Origin of the sequence: Gottfriedia acidiceleris (genome assembly GCF_036421055.1) — a bacterium.
In the GTDB taxonomy this organism is placed as follows: Bacteria; Bacillota; Bacilli; order Bacillales; family Bacillaceae_G; genus Gottfriedia; species Gottfriedia acidiceleris_C.
On sequence record NZ_JAZGQS010000005.1, the window covers coordinates 106,849 to 123,771 of the forward strand.

Sequence of the window (16,923 nt, forward strand, 5' to 3'; positions counted from 1 at the left end):
AAGAAGAGGTATATATGAACAAGTTTATTTTTAATAATCCAACAAAATTAATTTTTGGTAAAGGTCAATTAACTGAATTAAAAAATGAAATTCCACTTTTCGGTAGTAATGTACTTTTATTATATGGTGGTGGAAGTATTAAACAAAATGGACTATATAGTAAGGTAATAGCTTTATTAAATGAAATCAATCTAAATATTGTAGAATTGGGAGGAGTTGAACCAAATCCTAGGTTAACAACTGTAAACAAAGGAATAGAGTTAGTTAGAAAACATAAAATTGACATTATTTTAGCAGTTGGTGGTGGTAGTGTGATTGATTGTGCAAAAGCGATTGCAGCAGGCTCTCATTATAATGGAGATGTTTGGGATATTGTAACGAAGAAAGTAATTCCTACGAAAGCTATTCCAATTGGTACGATATTAACGATTGCTGCGACAGGGTCAGAAATGAATGGCGGGGCTGTTATCACAAACTGGGAAGCACAAGATAAACGTTCATTTGGTTCAATTCATACTTACCCTAAATTTAGTATATTAGATCCGGAAGTAACTTACTCCGTTCCATTAAATCAATCTGTTTATGGGATTGTAGATATCATGTCCCATGTATTTGAGCAGTACTTCCACAATTCTGAAAATGCATATCTACAAGAACGGTTTGGTGAATCTATTTTAAAAACAATGATTGAAGTAGCTCCAAAACTTGTAAAAGATTTAACGAACTATGAAAATAGAGAAACGATGCTATTAAGTGGTACATTCGCATTAAATGGTACCCTGTCAATGGGAGTTCAGTCAGATTGGGCCACTCATATGATTGAGCATGCAGTTTCTGCTGTGTATGATATTCCTCATGGTGGAGGATTAGCAATCTTATTTCCTAATTGGATGGAATTTGTAGCCAAAAAACGTCCACAACGAATTATCGAATTAGGGAAAAATGTATTTGAATTAAACTTTAGTAAAAAAACTAAGAACGAGATGGTTGAAGAGACAATTGAAGCATTTCGAAGTTTCTTAAAATCAATTGGTGCTCCAACAAAGCTTTCTGATTTTGGAATTGACAACACACAAATTGATTTAATGGTAAAAAGAGCGATGGTGGCACCTACTATTGGAAACTATGTACCTTTAAATCAAGAAGATGTTAAAAACATATTATTAGCATCCCTATAAAAAAGGAGAGATCGTTTTGGAGCGAATCATTGTCACCGCAATTCTTCGTGCAAAAGAACATAAGCAAAATGACTTAAAACAAGAGCTTTTAAAGATTCTTTCTCTGTCATTGACTGAAGAAGGATGGGTAGAATATCGTCTACATGAGTCTATTGAAGATGAGAATACATTTGTCTTTTATGAAGTGTGGGAAAATGAAAACGCATTTCAATCGCATATTCAATCAACTCATTATAAAACTTACCGACAAAATATAGAAAATTTAGTTGAAGTAAGAAAAGTTTATACGTTAAACGAACTAAAAGAAAAGGCTAATTGAATGGGATTATGATAGATTTTGAATGGTACCGTAGTTTTATTAGTATTTATAAGGAGCGTTCTGTCTCAAAAGCAGCTGAAGCTCGTATTATGACTCAACCTGCGATGAGTCAACATTTAGCAGCTTTAGAAGCAGAAATAGGAGAAGCTCTGTTTATAAGAGCCCCTAGAAAAATGATTCCGACCGAGAAGGGAAAAGAATTATATACAAAATTAATACCTTATATCGAAAATTTAGAGAGAATGTCGTTAGAAATAACCTATTCAAACAAAGAGACTGAAGTCCCGGTTGTTCGAATTGGTGCTCCTGGGGAATATTTTTCTAAACAATTATTAGAAAAATTAACGAAATTAAACTTGCGTTTTACAGTACAGTTTGATGTGACTTTAAACTTATTAGAGATGTTACAGAATGATCAATTAGATTTAGTCATCGCAACACAAAAATTAGACTTACCTGGGATTAAATATGAAAAATTAGAAGAAGAAAAATTCGTATTAGTAGCTCCATTTAATATGTTACCAATTAAAGACGATTTAAATTTAGAAAAAGAACTTACATCGTTAGATTGGATCAGTTATGGTTTAGAGTTGCCAATAATAAGAAGGTATTGGAAAAAATATTTTTCTAAACGTCCAAGCATGCAGCCTAAATATGTTATTCCTGATTTACGTACAATTTTACAGTCAATTCAACTTGGGATGGGAGTCAGTTTCCTTCCTACCTATTTATTAGAAGACTCACTAGAATCAAAAAAAGTTAAAGTTTTACTTCCAGAAACCTATATAACAAATCAAATATCATTGGTATTTAAAATGAAAGATCAAGATAATCCCTTATATAACGAACTCTTTTCTTTATTAAAAGGTAATAATGTGTCAAGTCGATAATTACTGGAGGATTAAATTGGAAAAGACAAAAAAAAGCAGCCGAATCGGCTGCTTTTTTTTGTAAGTTTTACTTTAGTATATGGAAGCGAAAAATAGACATTTATAAATTATTAAATTGACTGGCAAGCCTGCTGTACATCTAACCTGTCGAAGAATATATTTCCACATTTGGCGATTTTTATGCGTACAAGCGCAATTAAAATTGGGAAATAAAAAAGAAAATAAGAATAATAGAGTTTTATGAACAGTAAAAATATTGAATGAAAGTTCAAAATGAAAATTAATTTCATTTTTTTCAAAAAATAGAAAAAATTTTGAATTTTATCTTGTTTTAGATTTAACCTGTGTTTATAATTTAGTTGAAAGCGTAAACAATAAGTGGGCGAACGCCAAACTCCAATCAAACCTTTACACATGTATTTTTAGAAGATTGGTTGAGTGAAAGAAGCCTCAATAGTTGAAAGGGGAGGAAATATGGGTAAACGATTGAAAGTTCTTTCGAGTTCAGTTTTAACTACTAGTTTAGTATTCTCGTCATTTGGAATGGCTAAAAGTCAGGCAGTAGAAAAGTCTGATCCAGTAAAGGTTGTGACTGTAGAGGATGCATCAGGGAACCGTATAGCTGTAAATGGGGTTAATCAACTTGCCAACGACAATAAACTGATTTTGTTTAATGACTCATTTAGTTATTATACTGAAACAAGGAAAGGTAGTATGGAGGTCGTATTAGAAAAAAATGATCTTAATTCATATCGTGTGGTAAGGGATACAGATGGAGACAGTCCTATCCCAAAAGAAGGCCTGGTTCTTTCGACTGGCACTACAACAACGCCTGAAATTAAGAATTTCCTAAATCAATTACGTTTGGGCGAAATTATCACTTTATTTGAGCCAACTGAAAAGAGAGTACAATTGCAATCACAGGCTGTTAATCCTACCAAGGAATCCAACCCTAATGGCGCCCCATTTGATGGATATCGTGGTCCTGATCAACTTATTGTCTACACACCAGCGTTCGGAGAAACAACAAAAACGAACCAGTACGGATATGAAATTACAGTGGAAAATGGTTTTGTCACTAAATTAGGCGGTGGTGGATCTAAGATTCCAAAAAATGGTTTTGTTGTCAGTGGTCATGGAATAGCTTCTAGTTGGATTTCTGCTAATTCTATTATCGGAGCAAAAGTAACTGTTGATGAAAAAGGTGTAGTTGATATTGTTCAAGATGTCGAAAGCTTTCAGTTTCAATGTAAGCAAGCCATCAATCAAGCAAAAGTGTCAATAGATAAAGCAAAAGCTGAATATTTAGCAGTTGCAACTAAAAAAGCCCAGGAGTCATATGAAAAGGCAGAAGAGCTGTTAAATCAAGCGGAATCACTTAAGTCGATAGACCCAGTAAAATCACTTGATTTAACAAGAAAATCTACTCAATTTGCTTATGATGCTTATTATTATTCACTTCCTTCTAATAAAGCAGAGCAAAGGGCAATTTGGTATAGACCAGAAGAAACAACTCTCGATGGGATTAAACAAGTTCTAGACCGGATGGAAGAAGCAGGCTTTAATTCTGTGTACTTAGAAACAACGTTCCACGGTTATACCATTTATCCTAGTAAAACGATGGAGTCATATGGTTTCCCTTCACAACATCCGAGATTTAAAAATGCTGATTATGGACCGTATGGAAAGGATTTGCTCGAAGCGTATATTAAAGAAGGAAAGAAGCGCGGTTTATCGATACAGGCATGGACTGATGGATTTATGGTTGGCGAAAGCAGTATTGGTATACCTCCTGAAATTATTAGCCATCCCGAGTGGGCTGCGATTCAACGTGATAATCAAACCGGAAAACCAGCACCAGACTCCACTAGCAAGTATTATTGGCTTGATATAGCGCAACCAGATGTACAAAAGTTTATGTTAGATATCTACAATGAAATGGAAAAATCATACGATATCAAAGGATTGGATATTGACTATATGCGATATCCCCACCAAAATTTTGAAAAGAGTTACGGGTTTAGCGAAACTGTGAGAAAGATATATAAAGAAAACACAGGTATTGATCCATATGATATTAATCCTACAACAAATCCTCAAAAATGGGCTGATTGGTTAAAATGGCTAGAAACAAAAGAAAATGAATTTGTTGATAAGTTGCATTTACAAGCAAAATCAATTAATCCTAAGTTCATGTTAACTGCGACACCTGAACCAGGTCCAGAGGCGTCCCTGATCAGTGGCTGGAAGGACGATATCGACGGGGTGATTCCACAGGCATATGGACATGACTTTAATAGCATTCAAAAAACTGTTCAACAAAGTAAAGCATTAATGCCTGAAGGAACTATGTATTATACAGGGATTTATTCCTTCTATCATCATTTAAGTGAAATGGCAAGCGTGAATGATGTCTTATCAGCTGCTCACGGCACATTTGGAGTCAATATGTTTGCCTTTGGGCAAGCAAGTGCTCCATCAGTTGATGCACTTGGCAAAGGTCCATGGAGAGAAAAAGCTGTAAACCCAGGTGAAGAGCCCATTGTAGCTACACAAACTATATTAAAAGAGATTGAAAAACAAATAGAAACTCTTTATGTTCCCCAAGGTGCGGTTGAACAAGAGCAGGGAAATCAAATTAAACTAGCGATTCTTAAGTTATACAAAGCGGTAGAAAAAGAACCGAATCAGTCTTCTTCACTTTTTAATACCGTTATAGAAGTAATTGATAAAGCAGCTCAATCAAACCAACTTAATCTAATCGTTGCTGAAAGAATGAAAGAGCAGCTTCTTGAAGGAAAAACATGGGTTAACTATTCATTGAACAAACAAAAATAGCATGATTTAAAACAGGTCATTAGTTGCTGTTTATAGATAATTTTAATCATGATTGAAAATTTTTTTCAGAAATAAATTAGTTATTAAAATTATTTTAAAAATAATTTAAACGATAACAATCTAAGGAGGAAAAATGAATGAAGAAGAGAGCGAAAAAACTTGTAATGGGTTCAGTTGTTGCCACAATTTCATTAAGCTTGATGGCTTGTGGGAATAATCAAACTTCTAGTACTGAAAAGTCCAACTCAACAAAAAAGACGGGAGACATTTCTGGTAAGGTCACACTTTGGACTGCTTCGTTAGCTGGAGAGCCATTTGATACATATTTCAAAAATATAGAAAAAGAATTTGAAACACTTCATCCAAAAGTAAATGTTGTAATACAAGACATACCTCAAGATCAGATGGAGCAAAAAGTTTTAACTTCCCTCACAGGAAACGATGTACCAGATGTTGTAAACTTAAACCCTCACTATATGTCCAATATTGCAGCACAAGGTGGATTACTTGATTTAACAGATGTTGTTAGTCAAAAGACGCAAGAATCCTATTTACAAGGTCCTTTCCAATCAGGAATGTATGATGGGAAGCTATATGCATTGCCATGGTATTTAACAACAACCGTTTCTTGGTTTAACGGCAATGCATTTGACAAAGCTGGTGTAAAAGAACTTCCTTCTACATTACAAGGAATCTATGAAACTGCTAAAAAGGTAAAAGAGGCAACTGGAAAACCTTCATATTATGCAGTTGTAAACGATGGGAATACCATAATGGAAAAAATGGTCTCACTAGCAAATGGCAAACCAATTGTAAAAGACGGAAAAGCTGTATTTGAAGATAACAAAGATATACTAGAGTTTTTTACTTTAACTCAAAAAATGTATAAAGAAGGCATCATTCCACAAGAAAATGCAGAAGGCTCAATTAAAACAGGCCAAGAATTATATATGGCAGGAAATGTAGCATTTCTTGAAGGTGGGGTAACGTTCCTTGGACCGGTAGAGCAAGGTTCCCCAAACGTATATAAAGCATCAAAATCTGGTCAGCCTTTAAATTCAGCTGATGCACCTGTAAATGTTGCAGTAATGAACTATGCTGTACCGTCAAAAACTCATAACAAAGACGCAGCGGTTGCTTTAGCTGAATTTGTTACGAATTCTAAAAATCAGTTAGAGTTTGCGAAAACAGCAGGAACAGTTCTACCTTCTACAAAAGAGTCATTAGAAGATAGTTATTTCACAAATCCAGGGAATTCACCAAAAGCTTTTGGCATGTTGGAAGCGTCTAAATCTTTACTTCGCGCTAAAGTATTAATTCCACCAACAGAAAATAGTGCAGAATTACGCGAATCAATCAAAAATATCTTTGTAAAAAACTTACAAGGTAAGTTAACTCCAAAAGAAGCATTAAAGGAATTAGCTTCAGAGTGGAACAAATCATTTGAAAAATCAGGTGAAAAAGTAACATTCTAAAGAATTTCAAGAGACTAGCTTTTTTGCTAAAAAAGCTAGTCTCTAAAAGTTAAAGGGGAGTTCAAGATGAGTAGAGAATCAATTATTTCACCTCAAACCAACAAAACAAACATTAATGTTGATCAAAAAATTAAAAAGCAAAAGTGGCGTACGAGAATCTTTACACCATGGTTGTTTTTACTCCCATCAATTCTGATTTTGGGAATCTTTCTAATTATACCAATCTTAGAAGCTTTTAAATGGAGTTTCCTAGACTATAAAATCATTGCGGGTACCGGCGAGTACGTTGGTTTAGCTAATTTTAAAGAGATATTTTCAGATAAAGATTTCTGGAACGCTTTAATTAACACATTTTTATTTTTGATAATTGTTTTGCCATTAAATGTCTTTTTACCAATGATTTTAGCAGTACTAGTAAACCAGAAAATTAAAGGAGTTAGTACTTTTCGTATCCTATATTACTTACCAGTTATTACGCCAATGGTTGTTGCAGCATTAATGTGGAAAATGCTTTATTCTCAAAGTGGTGTCATTTCTAACTTGTTAGTAAAGTTTGGTCTATTTGACTCGCCAACAAATCTTTTAGTCCAGTCTACGACGGCATTAGTCGCAGTTTCCGCCATAACGGTATGGAAAGGACTAGGCTATTATATGATTATCTTTTTAGCAGGTCTCCAATCAATACAAAAGGACGTATATGAATCTTCAAGTATTGATGGTGCTTCTATTTTCCAGCAGTTTAGACACATTACATTTCCTATGTTAACACCTTCAGTGACGTTGGTATCGGTAATGACGATTATCGCTGGCATGAAAGTGTTCGAGGAAATAGCTTTAACGACTGGTGGTGGTCCATCTGGTGCAACAACAACGCTTGTTATGTATATCTACAATAAATTTATGAGTCTTCACGTTAGCACTGCATCTGCAGCAGGCTTGGTTTTACTGTTACTTGCCATTGGTGGATCACTACTTCAAATGAAACTAACAAGTAAACGTGAAGATGATTTAAGAGCATAAAAAAGAGGTGGACGAAAAAATGAAATTAAAAAGAATGACGCAAAAAATCTGGCTATATTTCATTATGATTTTTATTACCTGTTTAACAGTTGGACCATTTCTCATAACTATTTTTATGTCTTTAAAGTCTTCAGGAGAAAGCATTTATGGTAATATGTTGCCTCAACATCCAACAATATCAAACTTTGTTAACGCTCTTGACAAATCAAATTTTACTTCTTATTTCTTAAATACGGCCATTGTTACGGCTATTTCAATTCCATTAAATTTATTATTTTGTAGTCTAGCTGCATATCCTCTCGCAAGAATGAACTTTCGAGGTCGAAGTGTTGTATTAGCATTAATTATTTCAACAATGATGGTTCCTTTCCAACTCTATATGGCTCCTTTGTTCCAATTGGCAGGGACTCTTGGACTGCGAAATACTCACCTTGGCTTAGTTGTTATGCAAGTATCAACCGCTTTCGGGATTTTCTTAATGCGTCAAGCTTATCTTAGAATACCGAAGGAGCTAGAGGAATCAGCCTTTTTAGATGGGGCAAATCGTTTTAAAGTGTGGTATATGGTCGCACTACCACTTGTGAAACCTACACTTGTTACTCTTTCCATTTTTACATTTATGGGTACATGGGGGGATTATTTATGGCCATTATTAAATTCGACAGACAGCAGCATGTATACATTATCAATCGGTCTAGCACAGCTTTCTCAAAATTTTGATGGTGCCAATATGAAATTGATTAGTGCCGCATCAATCTTAACAACTACACCTACATTACTAGTTTTTATCTGGCTTCAAAAGTATTTTATCTCAGGAGCAACAGATGGAGCAGTAAAAGGATAAAACCTTTAGGATAGTTGGGTTTTTTAAGATAATCAAGTTAGACAAAAATAGTTTGTATCGAAAGGACTGCCAGTTTTAATAACAAACCTTAGGTGGGTGAATGAAATGAGTACGACAATAAATTTCTTTGGACGGGAGTTACCAGTCATTTATGATGTAGACTGTGTTGTTGTCGGTGGGGGTACAGCGGGAGTTGCAGCTGCCATCTCGTCTTTAGAGGAGAATATTTCAACATTGATTGTAGAGAAGACCATCTCTCTTGGAGGTACCCAGACTAATTCTCTCGTTTCTCCGATGATGCCAACATACGTAAAATCACAGCGTGTAAACCAATTAATTATTGATCGATTGAATGAGCAAAAGATTATAACAAATGACGGAACGACAAATTGCAGCTGGTTTAATGTTGAAACCCTACTCTATGTGCTCGAACAATTAATTATCGAACGTCAAGGTCAAATCTTGTATGATGCAAATTACATTGATTGCATAAAGGATCGAAATAAAATCACTTATATAATTGTAAATACGTGTAATGGATTAGTAGCCATTAAGGGAAAGACTTTTGTTGATGCTACGGCCGATGCCTCCCTTTCTCGTACAGCCGGAGTTTCCGTAGAATCTGGTGATAAAAAAGGGCAAAACCAGCAAATCTCATTTCGTTTTGAAATGGGTGGTATTGACGTTGCACGACTACGCGAATTTATTCTCTCGCAGAACGAGACATTTTGTAAGATAGAAAATCCCGACTTTTTTGAAATCGCTATGGTTCCAGGCAAAGGACATGTATTGGAGCCCATATTTTTAAAGGGACTTGAAAATGGAGATTTACAAGAAGAGGACCTTCGTTATTTTCAAGCATTTACCCAACCAGGAAAGCCTACTGTCATGTCTTTTAATTGCCCACATATTCCAGGGGTATTTCAAACAACAGATCCAATTCTTCGCTCTAAAGCAGTCATAAAGGGACGACAAATGATTCGAAGACTTTCACGTTTTTTACCTAAGTATGTACCAGGTTTTGAACAGGCATTTTTATTAAAAGAAGCCAATCAACTTGGAATTCGTGAATCATATCGAATTGTTGGTAAATACATGTTAACCGAGAAAGATTATATAGACCGTGCAAAATTTGAGGATGGAATTGCTAGAGGTGACTGGTATATTGATGTTCACAGTGTAGCGAAAGATCAAGTCGAGGAAGCGAAACTTTCTAGAGGTGAATATTATGAAATTCCATATCGCTGCCTGATAACGGATACAGTAAGTAATCTAATTGTTGTCGGCAGACATATTTCTTGTACCTTTTTAATGCAAGCATCCCTACGGATTCAGCCTACTGTCAGAGATATAGGTGAAGCTGCAGGGATTGCATGTGCGATTTCGGTGAGACAAAATATTGATCTTAATCAAATAGATGGCTCCCATATTAAACGACAGCTTAAGTTGGAGGAATCATATGGATAACATAAAAGAAGTACACATATTAAATCATACGCATTGGGACCGAGAGTGGTATGAGAGCTTTGAAGAATTTCGATATAAACTTAGAAACGGTATCCGATATGTCCAAGAGTTATTAACGAGCGGAAAAATAGATAATTTTTTTTTCGATGGCCAGACCATCGTAATTGATGATTACAAAGAAGTTGTGAGTAAGGAAGAATATGAAAGATTTGTTTCATTTATTCTGCATGGAAAAATTGAAGTTGGACCATGGTATTTGCTCGCCGACGAATTTCTTGTTTCTGGTGAATCGATGATAAAAAATTTAGAGATAGGTATAAAAATGGCTAAATCATTTGGTTCATCACATAATATAGGGTACTTGCCAGATACCTTTGGTCATGTTAGCCAAATACCGCAAATCCTAAAGGGTTTTCATATTGATAATGCACTACTTTTTCGAGGAGCAATATCTGAACAATTTGAAAATATTTGGGAAGGGGCAGACGGGAGTAGGGTATTTACGTTTGTTTTACCACTTTTTGAGGGATATTATCAAACCTTTTTAAAACACAATACATATCAAGAGGAAACAAGAAAATACTTGGAATCAAGTGCTCCATTTTTATCATATGGAAAAGCATTGATTATGAACGGTGCAGACCATACTTTTACAAGTTCTGATGTCAATCATAAAATAGAACAATTAAAAATGAATTTCCCAAAGATTGAATTTAAACAATCTTTAATGTCTCAGTATATTGAGGCATTTGAGGGAAAGGAAGCTTTAAGAACCATTAAAGGTGAGCAACGTAATCCTTCCAAAATCTTTATTCTGCCCGGAGTGTTGTCCACCCGAACGTATTTGAAAAATAAAAATCAACAGTGTGAAGATTTAGCCATCGGAGTTATGGAGGCTTTGAACGTATGGACCAACGGAAGTACTGACTCAAAAAAATTTATAGAGTATGTATGGAAATTACTTTTAAAAAATCAACCACATGACAGTATTTGTGGTTGTAGTATTGATGAAGTGCATAAAGAAATGGAAACAAGATCACAAAAGGTGATAAGTGCGATAAGCCAATTTGCCAAGGATATTTTAAACGATCAATTCCCTTTTGAATTCTTAGATAGCTCAAAGAATAATACCTATTTATATTTAATTAATAATACCCCATTTTTAGATGTGTATCCTGTAGAGGCTACCATTTTTATACCCGTTGATGAGGACTTAGGTGCCATTACACTTTATTATGAAGATAAACCAATTCCTTTTGATGTGGTGAGTCGGGAAAAAAGTGAAGAGTTCCTTCGACATATTTTAGCTGAACCGCATTATACTGAGTATGTAATTTATCATGTAAAGTTTACAATGGCATTCGATGGTGTAGAGATTAAAAAAGTGCGAATTGAACGATTGCAGGAAGCAAAAGCGTTCGAATTACCTAGCGAACAAAATCTTATTGAAAATGAATTTTACGAGATTACTTGGAATGACCAAGGTCTTCAAATTTTGGATAAGGAACGAAATATCACGTATAAAAATCAACATCAGTTTTTTTCTTCATTAGATGCTGGAGACACCTATAACTATTCGCCACCAATTAATGACATCATTAGTAAAGCCAAAATAACTGGTGTGTGTGATTTGAATATAGGAAAAACGTTTCAATCTGTGACATTGCAATATGAAATGAAACTACCCGCTTCATTAAACGATAATAGAACAGGACCAAGTGATGAGTATGTAATAAATAAACTAATTACAAACGTTACCCTCTATCATGGAAAGAGATTGATATATTTTAAAACAAAAGTTGATAATGTTGCAAAAGATCAGAAACTACGTGTTGGTTTTGATTTAGGAGCAAAATGTAATGTAAGTCATGCTGATACTGCCTTTGACATAATAGAACGTCCCACTATCCGCCAAAAGATTTGGGATATGCCCAAAAATAAGGAAGCCGTTATGAACCAATACCCAACCAATTCCACAGTCATAGCCAATCAACATCAACTTGTTCATCGCGGTTTGCAAGAATATGAAGTAGATGAAATTGATGGTAATGATTTTGCTTTACTAACCATAATAAGAAGTGTAGGCTGGTTATCAAGACGAGATCTACGTACACGTGGAAATGGCGCAGGACCAGGATTTGAAACACCAGATGCACAATGCATAGGGACTTATACATTTGAATATGGACTAATTTTAGGCAAGAAAAATATGTCTTTAAATCAGCAAAAGATGCTAAGGCAAAAGATTTTGTGTCAGCAATCGTTCAAATTGAAAAAAGAACAGAAGTTATTCAAACAATCATCATCGGTCATTGCCTTTTCATCTACTATTCAGAAGGAACAAAATACATTTGATATTCGTATGTTCAATCCAACTAATGGAGAACAAAAGACTGAACTTTGTTTTGGATTTGAACCGGTTGAATTATTAGAAGTAGATTTTACTGGCAAAATACTAACAAATTATAACGCATTACAACAAATGACCTTTACCTTTAAACCAAAAGAAATCAAAACAATTCGCGTAAGAAGAAAAAGTCATTGTTTTACCCATAGAAATGAAGGTGTACAATTATGAGAAAGTTTTTAGCATTTGATATAGGTGGAACTTTAATAAAATATGGTGTTCTTTTCGAGAACGGAACATTCATTGAAAAATATGAATCTCCAACTGAGGCACATCTCGGGGGGACAGCCATCTTAAAAAAAGTAAAGGAATTTGGTCAGATCTTAATAAAACAGCATGATATAAGTGGGGTCTGTATTAGCTCTGCAGGACAAGTAGATTCCAAAGAAGGAATTATCTTATATGCATCACCGCTTATACCTCATTATACAGGTACACAGCTAAAGCGAGAATTGGAAGATTTTTTTGGATTACCTGTTGAAGTGGAAAATGATGTGAACTGTGCTGGATTGGCAGAGTCATGGATTGGAACAGGCAAGGATGCCAAGAGCTTATTCTGCTTGACAATCGGCACTGGAATTGGCGGAAGTTATATCGTTGATAATAAACTCCATACTGGGCACAGCTTCAGTGGGGGGGAAATTGGCTATATCCCGATAGAAGGAAGTCAATTTGAAGAATTAGCTTCGACAAGAATTTTGATTAAGAATGTAACAAAACGAAAAGGTATTCCTGAAAGTGATTTAAACGGTAAAGAGATTTTTGAGCTAGCAATACAAAAAGATCAGATTTGTATAGAAGAGATCGATCGCTTAGTTTATTATTTATCGAAAGGTATCGCCACAATTACATATATCATGAATCCGGAAATGATTATTATCGGCGGGGGAATTACTGCACAAAAAGATTATCTTTATCCATTAATAATGAAGCAACTTGAAAAGGATATTATCCCTAAGGTTTTAGAAAAAACAAAAATTAAAATTGCACAAAACCTTAACAATGCTGGAATGATTGGAGCACTGCGCCACTTTTTGCTTCAGGAATCTTTGCAACCTTTAAAAAGCATCACTACAATTATTGAATCAAACCAGTCTCAGTTAACTAAGCGGGAGCAAATCATTGCAAAGTATATTATTTCCAATTTAGAGAGCGTTCCAAACAAGACGATTTCTGAGCTATCTAGACAAATTAAAGTTTCGGAAGCAACAATTACGAGATTCTGTCAAAAGCTAGAGTTTGGTTCTTACAATAACTTGCGTTTGTTGGCAAAAGAAGCCTCTGTGAGCACCCGTATTCATGAACAATCAGACCTAACAAGCCTGACAGAACTTAAACAAACTTATATAGATATGCTAGATAAATTTAACTCACTACATCAAGTAAAGGATATTCAAAAATCGATCGGAAAAATGGTTCAATCCAAGCAAATATATTTATACGGATTGAATGAAATGGCTTTAATTGCAGAACAATTAAAATTTAAGTTGATGAAACTTGGAATTTCAGTAAATTCATTTATTTCAAGTTATCAATTGGAAATGTCCACGAATTCGTTAACAAAGGATACTGTCGTAATTGGAATGAGTGTATCCGGGTATTCACCAGAAATCGTAAAAATTATAGATATCGCTAAAAAGGTTGGCTGTCCTACTATCGGGATCACAAGCCAACAAGATTCTCCTTTATCACTTGTACCTGATATAAAATTGATGATTCCAGCTACACAAGTGATTGAAGGGGAAAGTAGTTTAATTAGAGAGGTCTCTGTCTATTTCTTATTAGATATAATTCTAAAAGAATTACAGATTAAGCAGTATATCGAACAGAAAATCAGTAATTCGTTTTAATTTAGATGGGATGCTTATTATAGGTATCCCTTTCACTTTTTTAGTTAGATAGGGAGTGAGAAGATGAACCTTTTTGATCTGCCGCTGGGTAAACTGCAGACTTATAAACCGAAACAGACGAAGATGGCCGGTTTTACCGCTTTTTGGGAAAACAAGATAGCAGAAAATAAAAGCTATGCATTAAATATAGAAATAAAGAAAAGAGCTTATTATGTCCCAGGGGTTCATGTGTATGATGTCTACTTTGACGGGTTTCGTAATTCTCGTATTCATGGCGTTTTTATATGCCCTGAAAATGAGAAACCTAGTGCACCAGCATCAGTTATTTTTCATGGCTATAATTGGAATACGCTACAACCACATTATGCCCTTAAGTATGTAGCTCAAGGGATTCCAGTGTTAATGGTTGGGGTGCGGGGGCAAAATCTTAAATCCCCTGATCATAATCATTATAGACATGGTGGTGCAACTGGATGGATGACGCTGGGCATTGAGAATCCAGATCATTATTATTACGCCTATGTCTATATGGATTGTTTCCGAAGTGTAGATGTTGTTAGAGAGATTTCAGGCAAGAAGTCTGTATTTGTAGAGGGTGGAAGTCAAGGTGGGGCTCTAGCCATTGCAGTAGCAGCCTTACAAAATGATATATTACTAGCTTTATCTGATGTGCCATTTTTAACACATTTTGAACGTTCGATTCGCCTATCAACTGAGGGGCCATATAATGAAATTTATCATTATTTTAAAGTACATGATCCATTACATAAGACAAATCAACTTGTTTATGAAACATTAAGCTATTTTGATTGTATGAATTTAGCAGATTGGGTAGTATGTCCCGTGCTAGTTGGAGTAGGTTTAGAAGATCGTGTTTGTCCTCCTTCTAGTGGATATGCTTTATATCATCACTTAGGTGGAATCAAAGAAATAATGGCGTATCCAGAGCACGAACATAGTTTGCATCCAGTTCATGAAGAGGAAAAATTAAAATTTGTTGCGATCCATTCGGTTTGAAATAATGAATAGATTAATAGAAAGGAAGTAAACCATGAAAATTGCATATATACCAATCGACGAACGTCCATGTAATGTTTCTTATGTCCAAAAAATTGCAAGCTCTTCGACAGATGTTGAATTAATTATGCCTAATTTAGAATTACTTGGAAATAAAAAGGAATCAGGAGATACAGAGGGACTTTGGACTTGGGTTAAAGGTATTTCTAGTGAAGTAGACGCAATCATATTAAGCATTGATATGTTAATTTATGGTGGCTTACTTCCTTCGAGATTGCATTACTTAGAAGAAAATATAAGGGTAGTATGGGCGGAACGTTTACGTGCTCTTCGCAGGGATTATCCAAAACTTGAAATTTATGCTTCCAATTTAATCATGCGCACTCCGAAGTATAGTTCAAGTGACGAGGAACCTGAATATTACGAGCATTGGGGAAGAGAAATTTTTTTACGTGCTTATTTAATAGATAAGCAAAAGCGTGAAGAGCTATCACAGGACGAGCAAAAACAGTTAAACAATATGATTGAGATACTCCCTGAAGAATATATAAAAGATTATGAAACTAGACGTCAATTTAACTTGGCCATTAATCTTCAGATGCTCGAGCTTGTACATGAAGGAGTATTGACGTTTTTATCTATTCCGCAAGATGATAGTGCTGAGTTTGGTTATACAGCTATGGATCAAAGCTGTGTAGTCCGTAAGCGTGAAGAGCTACGTTTATATAGTAAAGTACATATGTATCCTGGTGCTGATGAAGTAGGAGCAACTTTGCTATCTAGAGCATACAATGCTTGGAAGAATCTGCGTCCAAAGATTTTTCCCGTATGGAGCAGTACACTTGGGCCGCAGTTAATTCCGATGTACGAGGACCGACCTTTTGCTGAAAGCTTAAAAGCACATATATTAGCATCTGGTTGTCAATTAGTTGATACGGCTGAGAGTGCAGATCTTATTCTTGCCTATAATACCCCAGGTCGTGTAATGCAGGAATCGTGGGAACAAAATACAAAGGATATTACTTATACAAGCTTTCGAAATATGTTGTCGTTTGTAGATAAAATAAAATCTTTTATTTTATCTGGAAAAAAAGTGATATTAGCAGATTCAGCTTTTGCAAATGGCGGAGATCGCGAATTAATTACGCTGTTAGATGAGGAGAAAATTTTAGACAAACTTGTCTCATACAAAGGGTGGAATACTAATTGCAATTCTCTTGGTACAACAATTTGCCAGGGTGTATTGGGCATGGAAGGTGACCCTTTAATCATTAAGAAAAATTTAATTTATCATCTCCTAGATGATTACTTCTACCAGGCAGAAATTCGAATGGAAATGGTTGCTGATTTCCTTCCTAAATATAATTTATCTTATTTTGACATAAGTAGGTTAGCTCATCTAGTTAATCAAGAGCGAGACAAGAGGCTTTTAAACAGATTTAATAATCTAATTTTATTTAGCTTTAAAAATATCAAAGTTGAAAATATTGCTACATATGCTCCATGGAATCGAATGTTTGAGTGCGGAATCGTAATAAATTATAAAACAAAAGAAGTGTAATAGTTATTGACACAACTCAAGGCAATTAACTTTAATTTTTATTATTGATAACACCAT

Annotated in this window: 12 protein-coding genes; all 12 read left to right on the top strand. The window is 34.9% G+C overall.

Annotation, left to right across the window (positions count from 1 at the left end; genetic code table 11):
- Positions 1-14 precede the first annotated feature (14 nt).
- The 12 genes from RAH41_RS09505 to RAH41_RS09560 all read left to right on the top strand — a co-directional run bounded on the left by RAH41_RS09505 (position 15) and on the right by RAH41_RS09560 (position 16,866).
- Complete coding sequence (locus RAH41_RS09505) at positions 15-1,178, top strand: iron-containing alcohol dehydrogenase (RefSeq protein WP_331222121.1); 1,164 nt, start codon at positions 15-17, stop codon at positions 1,176-1,178.
- Between the two features lie 16 nt (positions 1,179-1,194).
- On the top strand, positions 1,195-1,497 hold the full coding sequence (locus tag RAH41_RS09510) for a putative quinol monooxygenase (RefSeq protein WP_331222123.1): 303 nt from the start codon (positions 1,195-1,197) through the stop codon (positions 1,495-1,497).
- 8 nt (positions 1,498-1,505) lie between these two features.
- A complete protein-coding gene (locus RAH41_RS09515; protein ID WP_331222125.1) occupies positions 1,506-2,387 on the top strand; it encodes a LysR family transcriptional regulator in 882 nt (293 codons plus the stop codon).
- Positions 2,388-2,861: 474 nt separating this feature from the next.
- Positions 2,862-5,225: a glycoside hydrolase family 10 protein gene (locus tag RAH41_RS09520; protein ID WP_331222126.1), complete on the top strand. Its 2,364-nt coding sequence runs from the start codon at positions 2,862-2,864 to the stop codon at positions 5,223-5,225.
- Positions 5,226-5,362: 137 nt separating this feature from the next.
- Complete coding sequence (locus RAH41_RS09525; RefSeq protein ID WP_331222128.1) at positions 5,363-6,700, top strand: ABC transporter substrate-binding protein; 1,338 nt, start codon at positions 5,363-5,365, stop codon at positions 6,698-6,700.
- 66 nt (positions 6,701-6,766) lie between these two features.
- A complete protein-coding gene (locus RAH41_RS09530; protein ID WP_331222130.1) occupies positions 6,767-7,720 on the top strand; it encodes a sugar ABC transporter permease in 954 nt (317 codons plus the stop codon).
- 19 nt (positions 7,721-7,739) lie between these two features.
- Positions 7,740-8,564: a carbohydrate ABC transporter permease gene (locus tag RAH41_RS09535; protein ID WP_331222131.1), complete on the top strand. Its 825-nt coding sequence runs from the start codon at positions 7,740-7,742 to the stop codon at positions 8,562-8,564.
- Between the two features lie 105 nt (positions 8,565-8,669).
- A complete protein-coding gene (locus RAH41_RS09540; protein ID WP_331222132.1) occupies positions 8,670-10,031 on the top strand; it encodes an FAD-dependent oxidoreductase in 1,362 nt (453 codons plus the stop codon).
- Positions 10,024-12,609: a glycoside hydrolase family 38 C-terminal domain-containing protein gene (locus RAH41_RS09545; RefSeq protein ID WP_331222133.1), complete on the top strand. Its 2,586-nt coding sequence runs from the start codon at positions 10,024-10,026 to the stop codon at positions 12,607-12,609. Before RAH41_RS09540 ends, RAH41_RS09545 begins: the two co-directional genes overlap by 8 nt.
- Complete coding sequence (locus RAH41_RS09550) at positions 12,606-14,288, top strand: ROK family protein (RefSeq protein ID WP_331222134.1); 1,683 nt, start codon at positions 12,606-12,608, stop codon at positions 14,286-14,288. The genes RAH41_RS09545 and RAH41_RS09550 overlap by 4 nt, the downstream gene beginning before the upstream one ends.
- A gap of 63 nt (positions 14,289-14,351) precedes the next feature.
- Positions 14,352-15,305, top strand: coding sequence for an acetylxylan esterase (locus RAH41_RS09555; protein WP_331222135.1), 954 nt, complete (start codon positions 14,352-14,354; stop codon positions 15,303-15,305).
- A gap of 34 nt (positions 15,306-15,339) precedes the next feature.
- On the top strand, positions 15,340-16,866 hold the full coding sequence (locus RAH41_RS09560) for a DUF4127 family protein (protein WP_331222136.1): 1,527 nt from the start codon (positions 15,340-15,342) through the stop codon (positions 16,864-16,866).
- Positions 16,867-16,923: the final 57 nt, after the last annotated feature.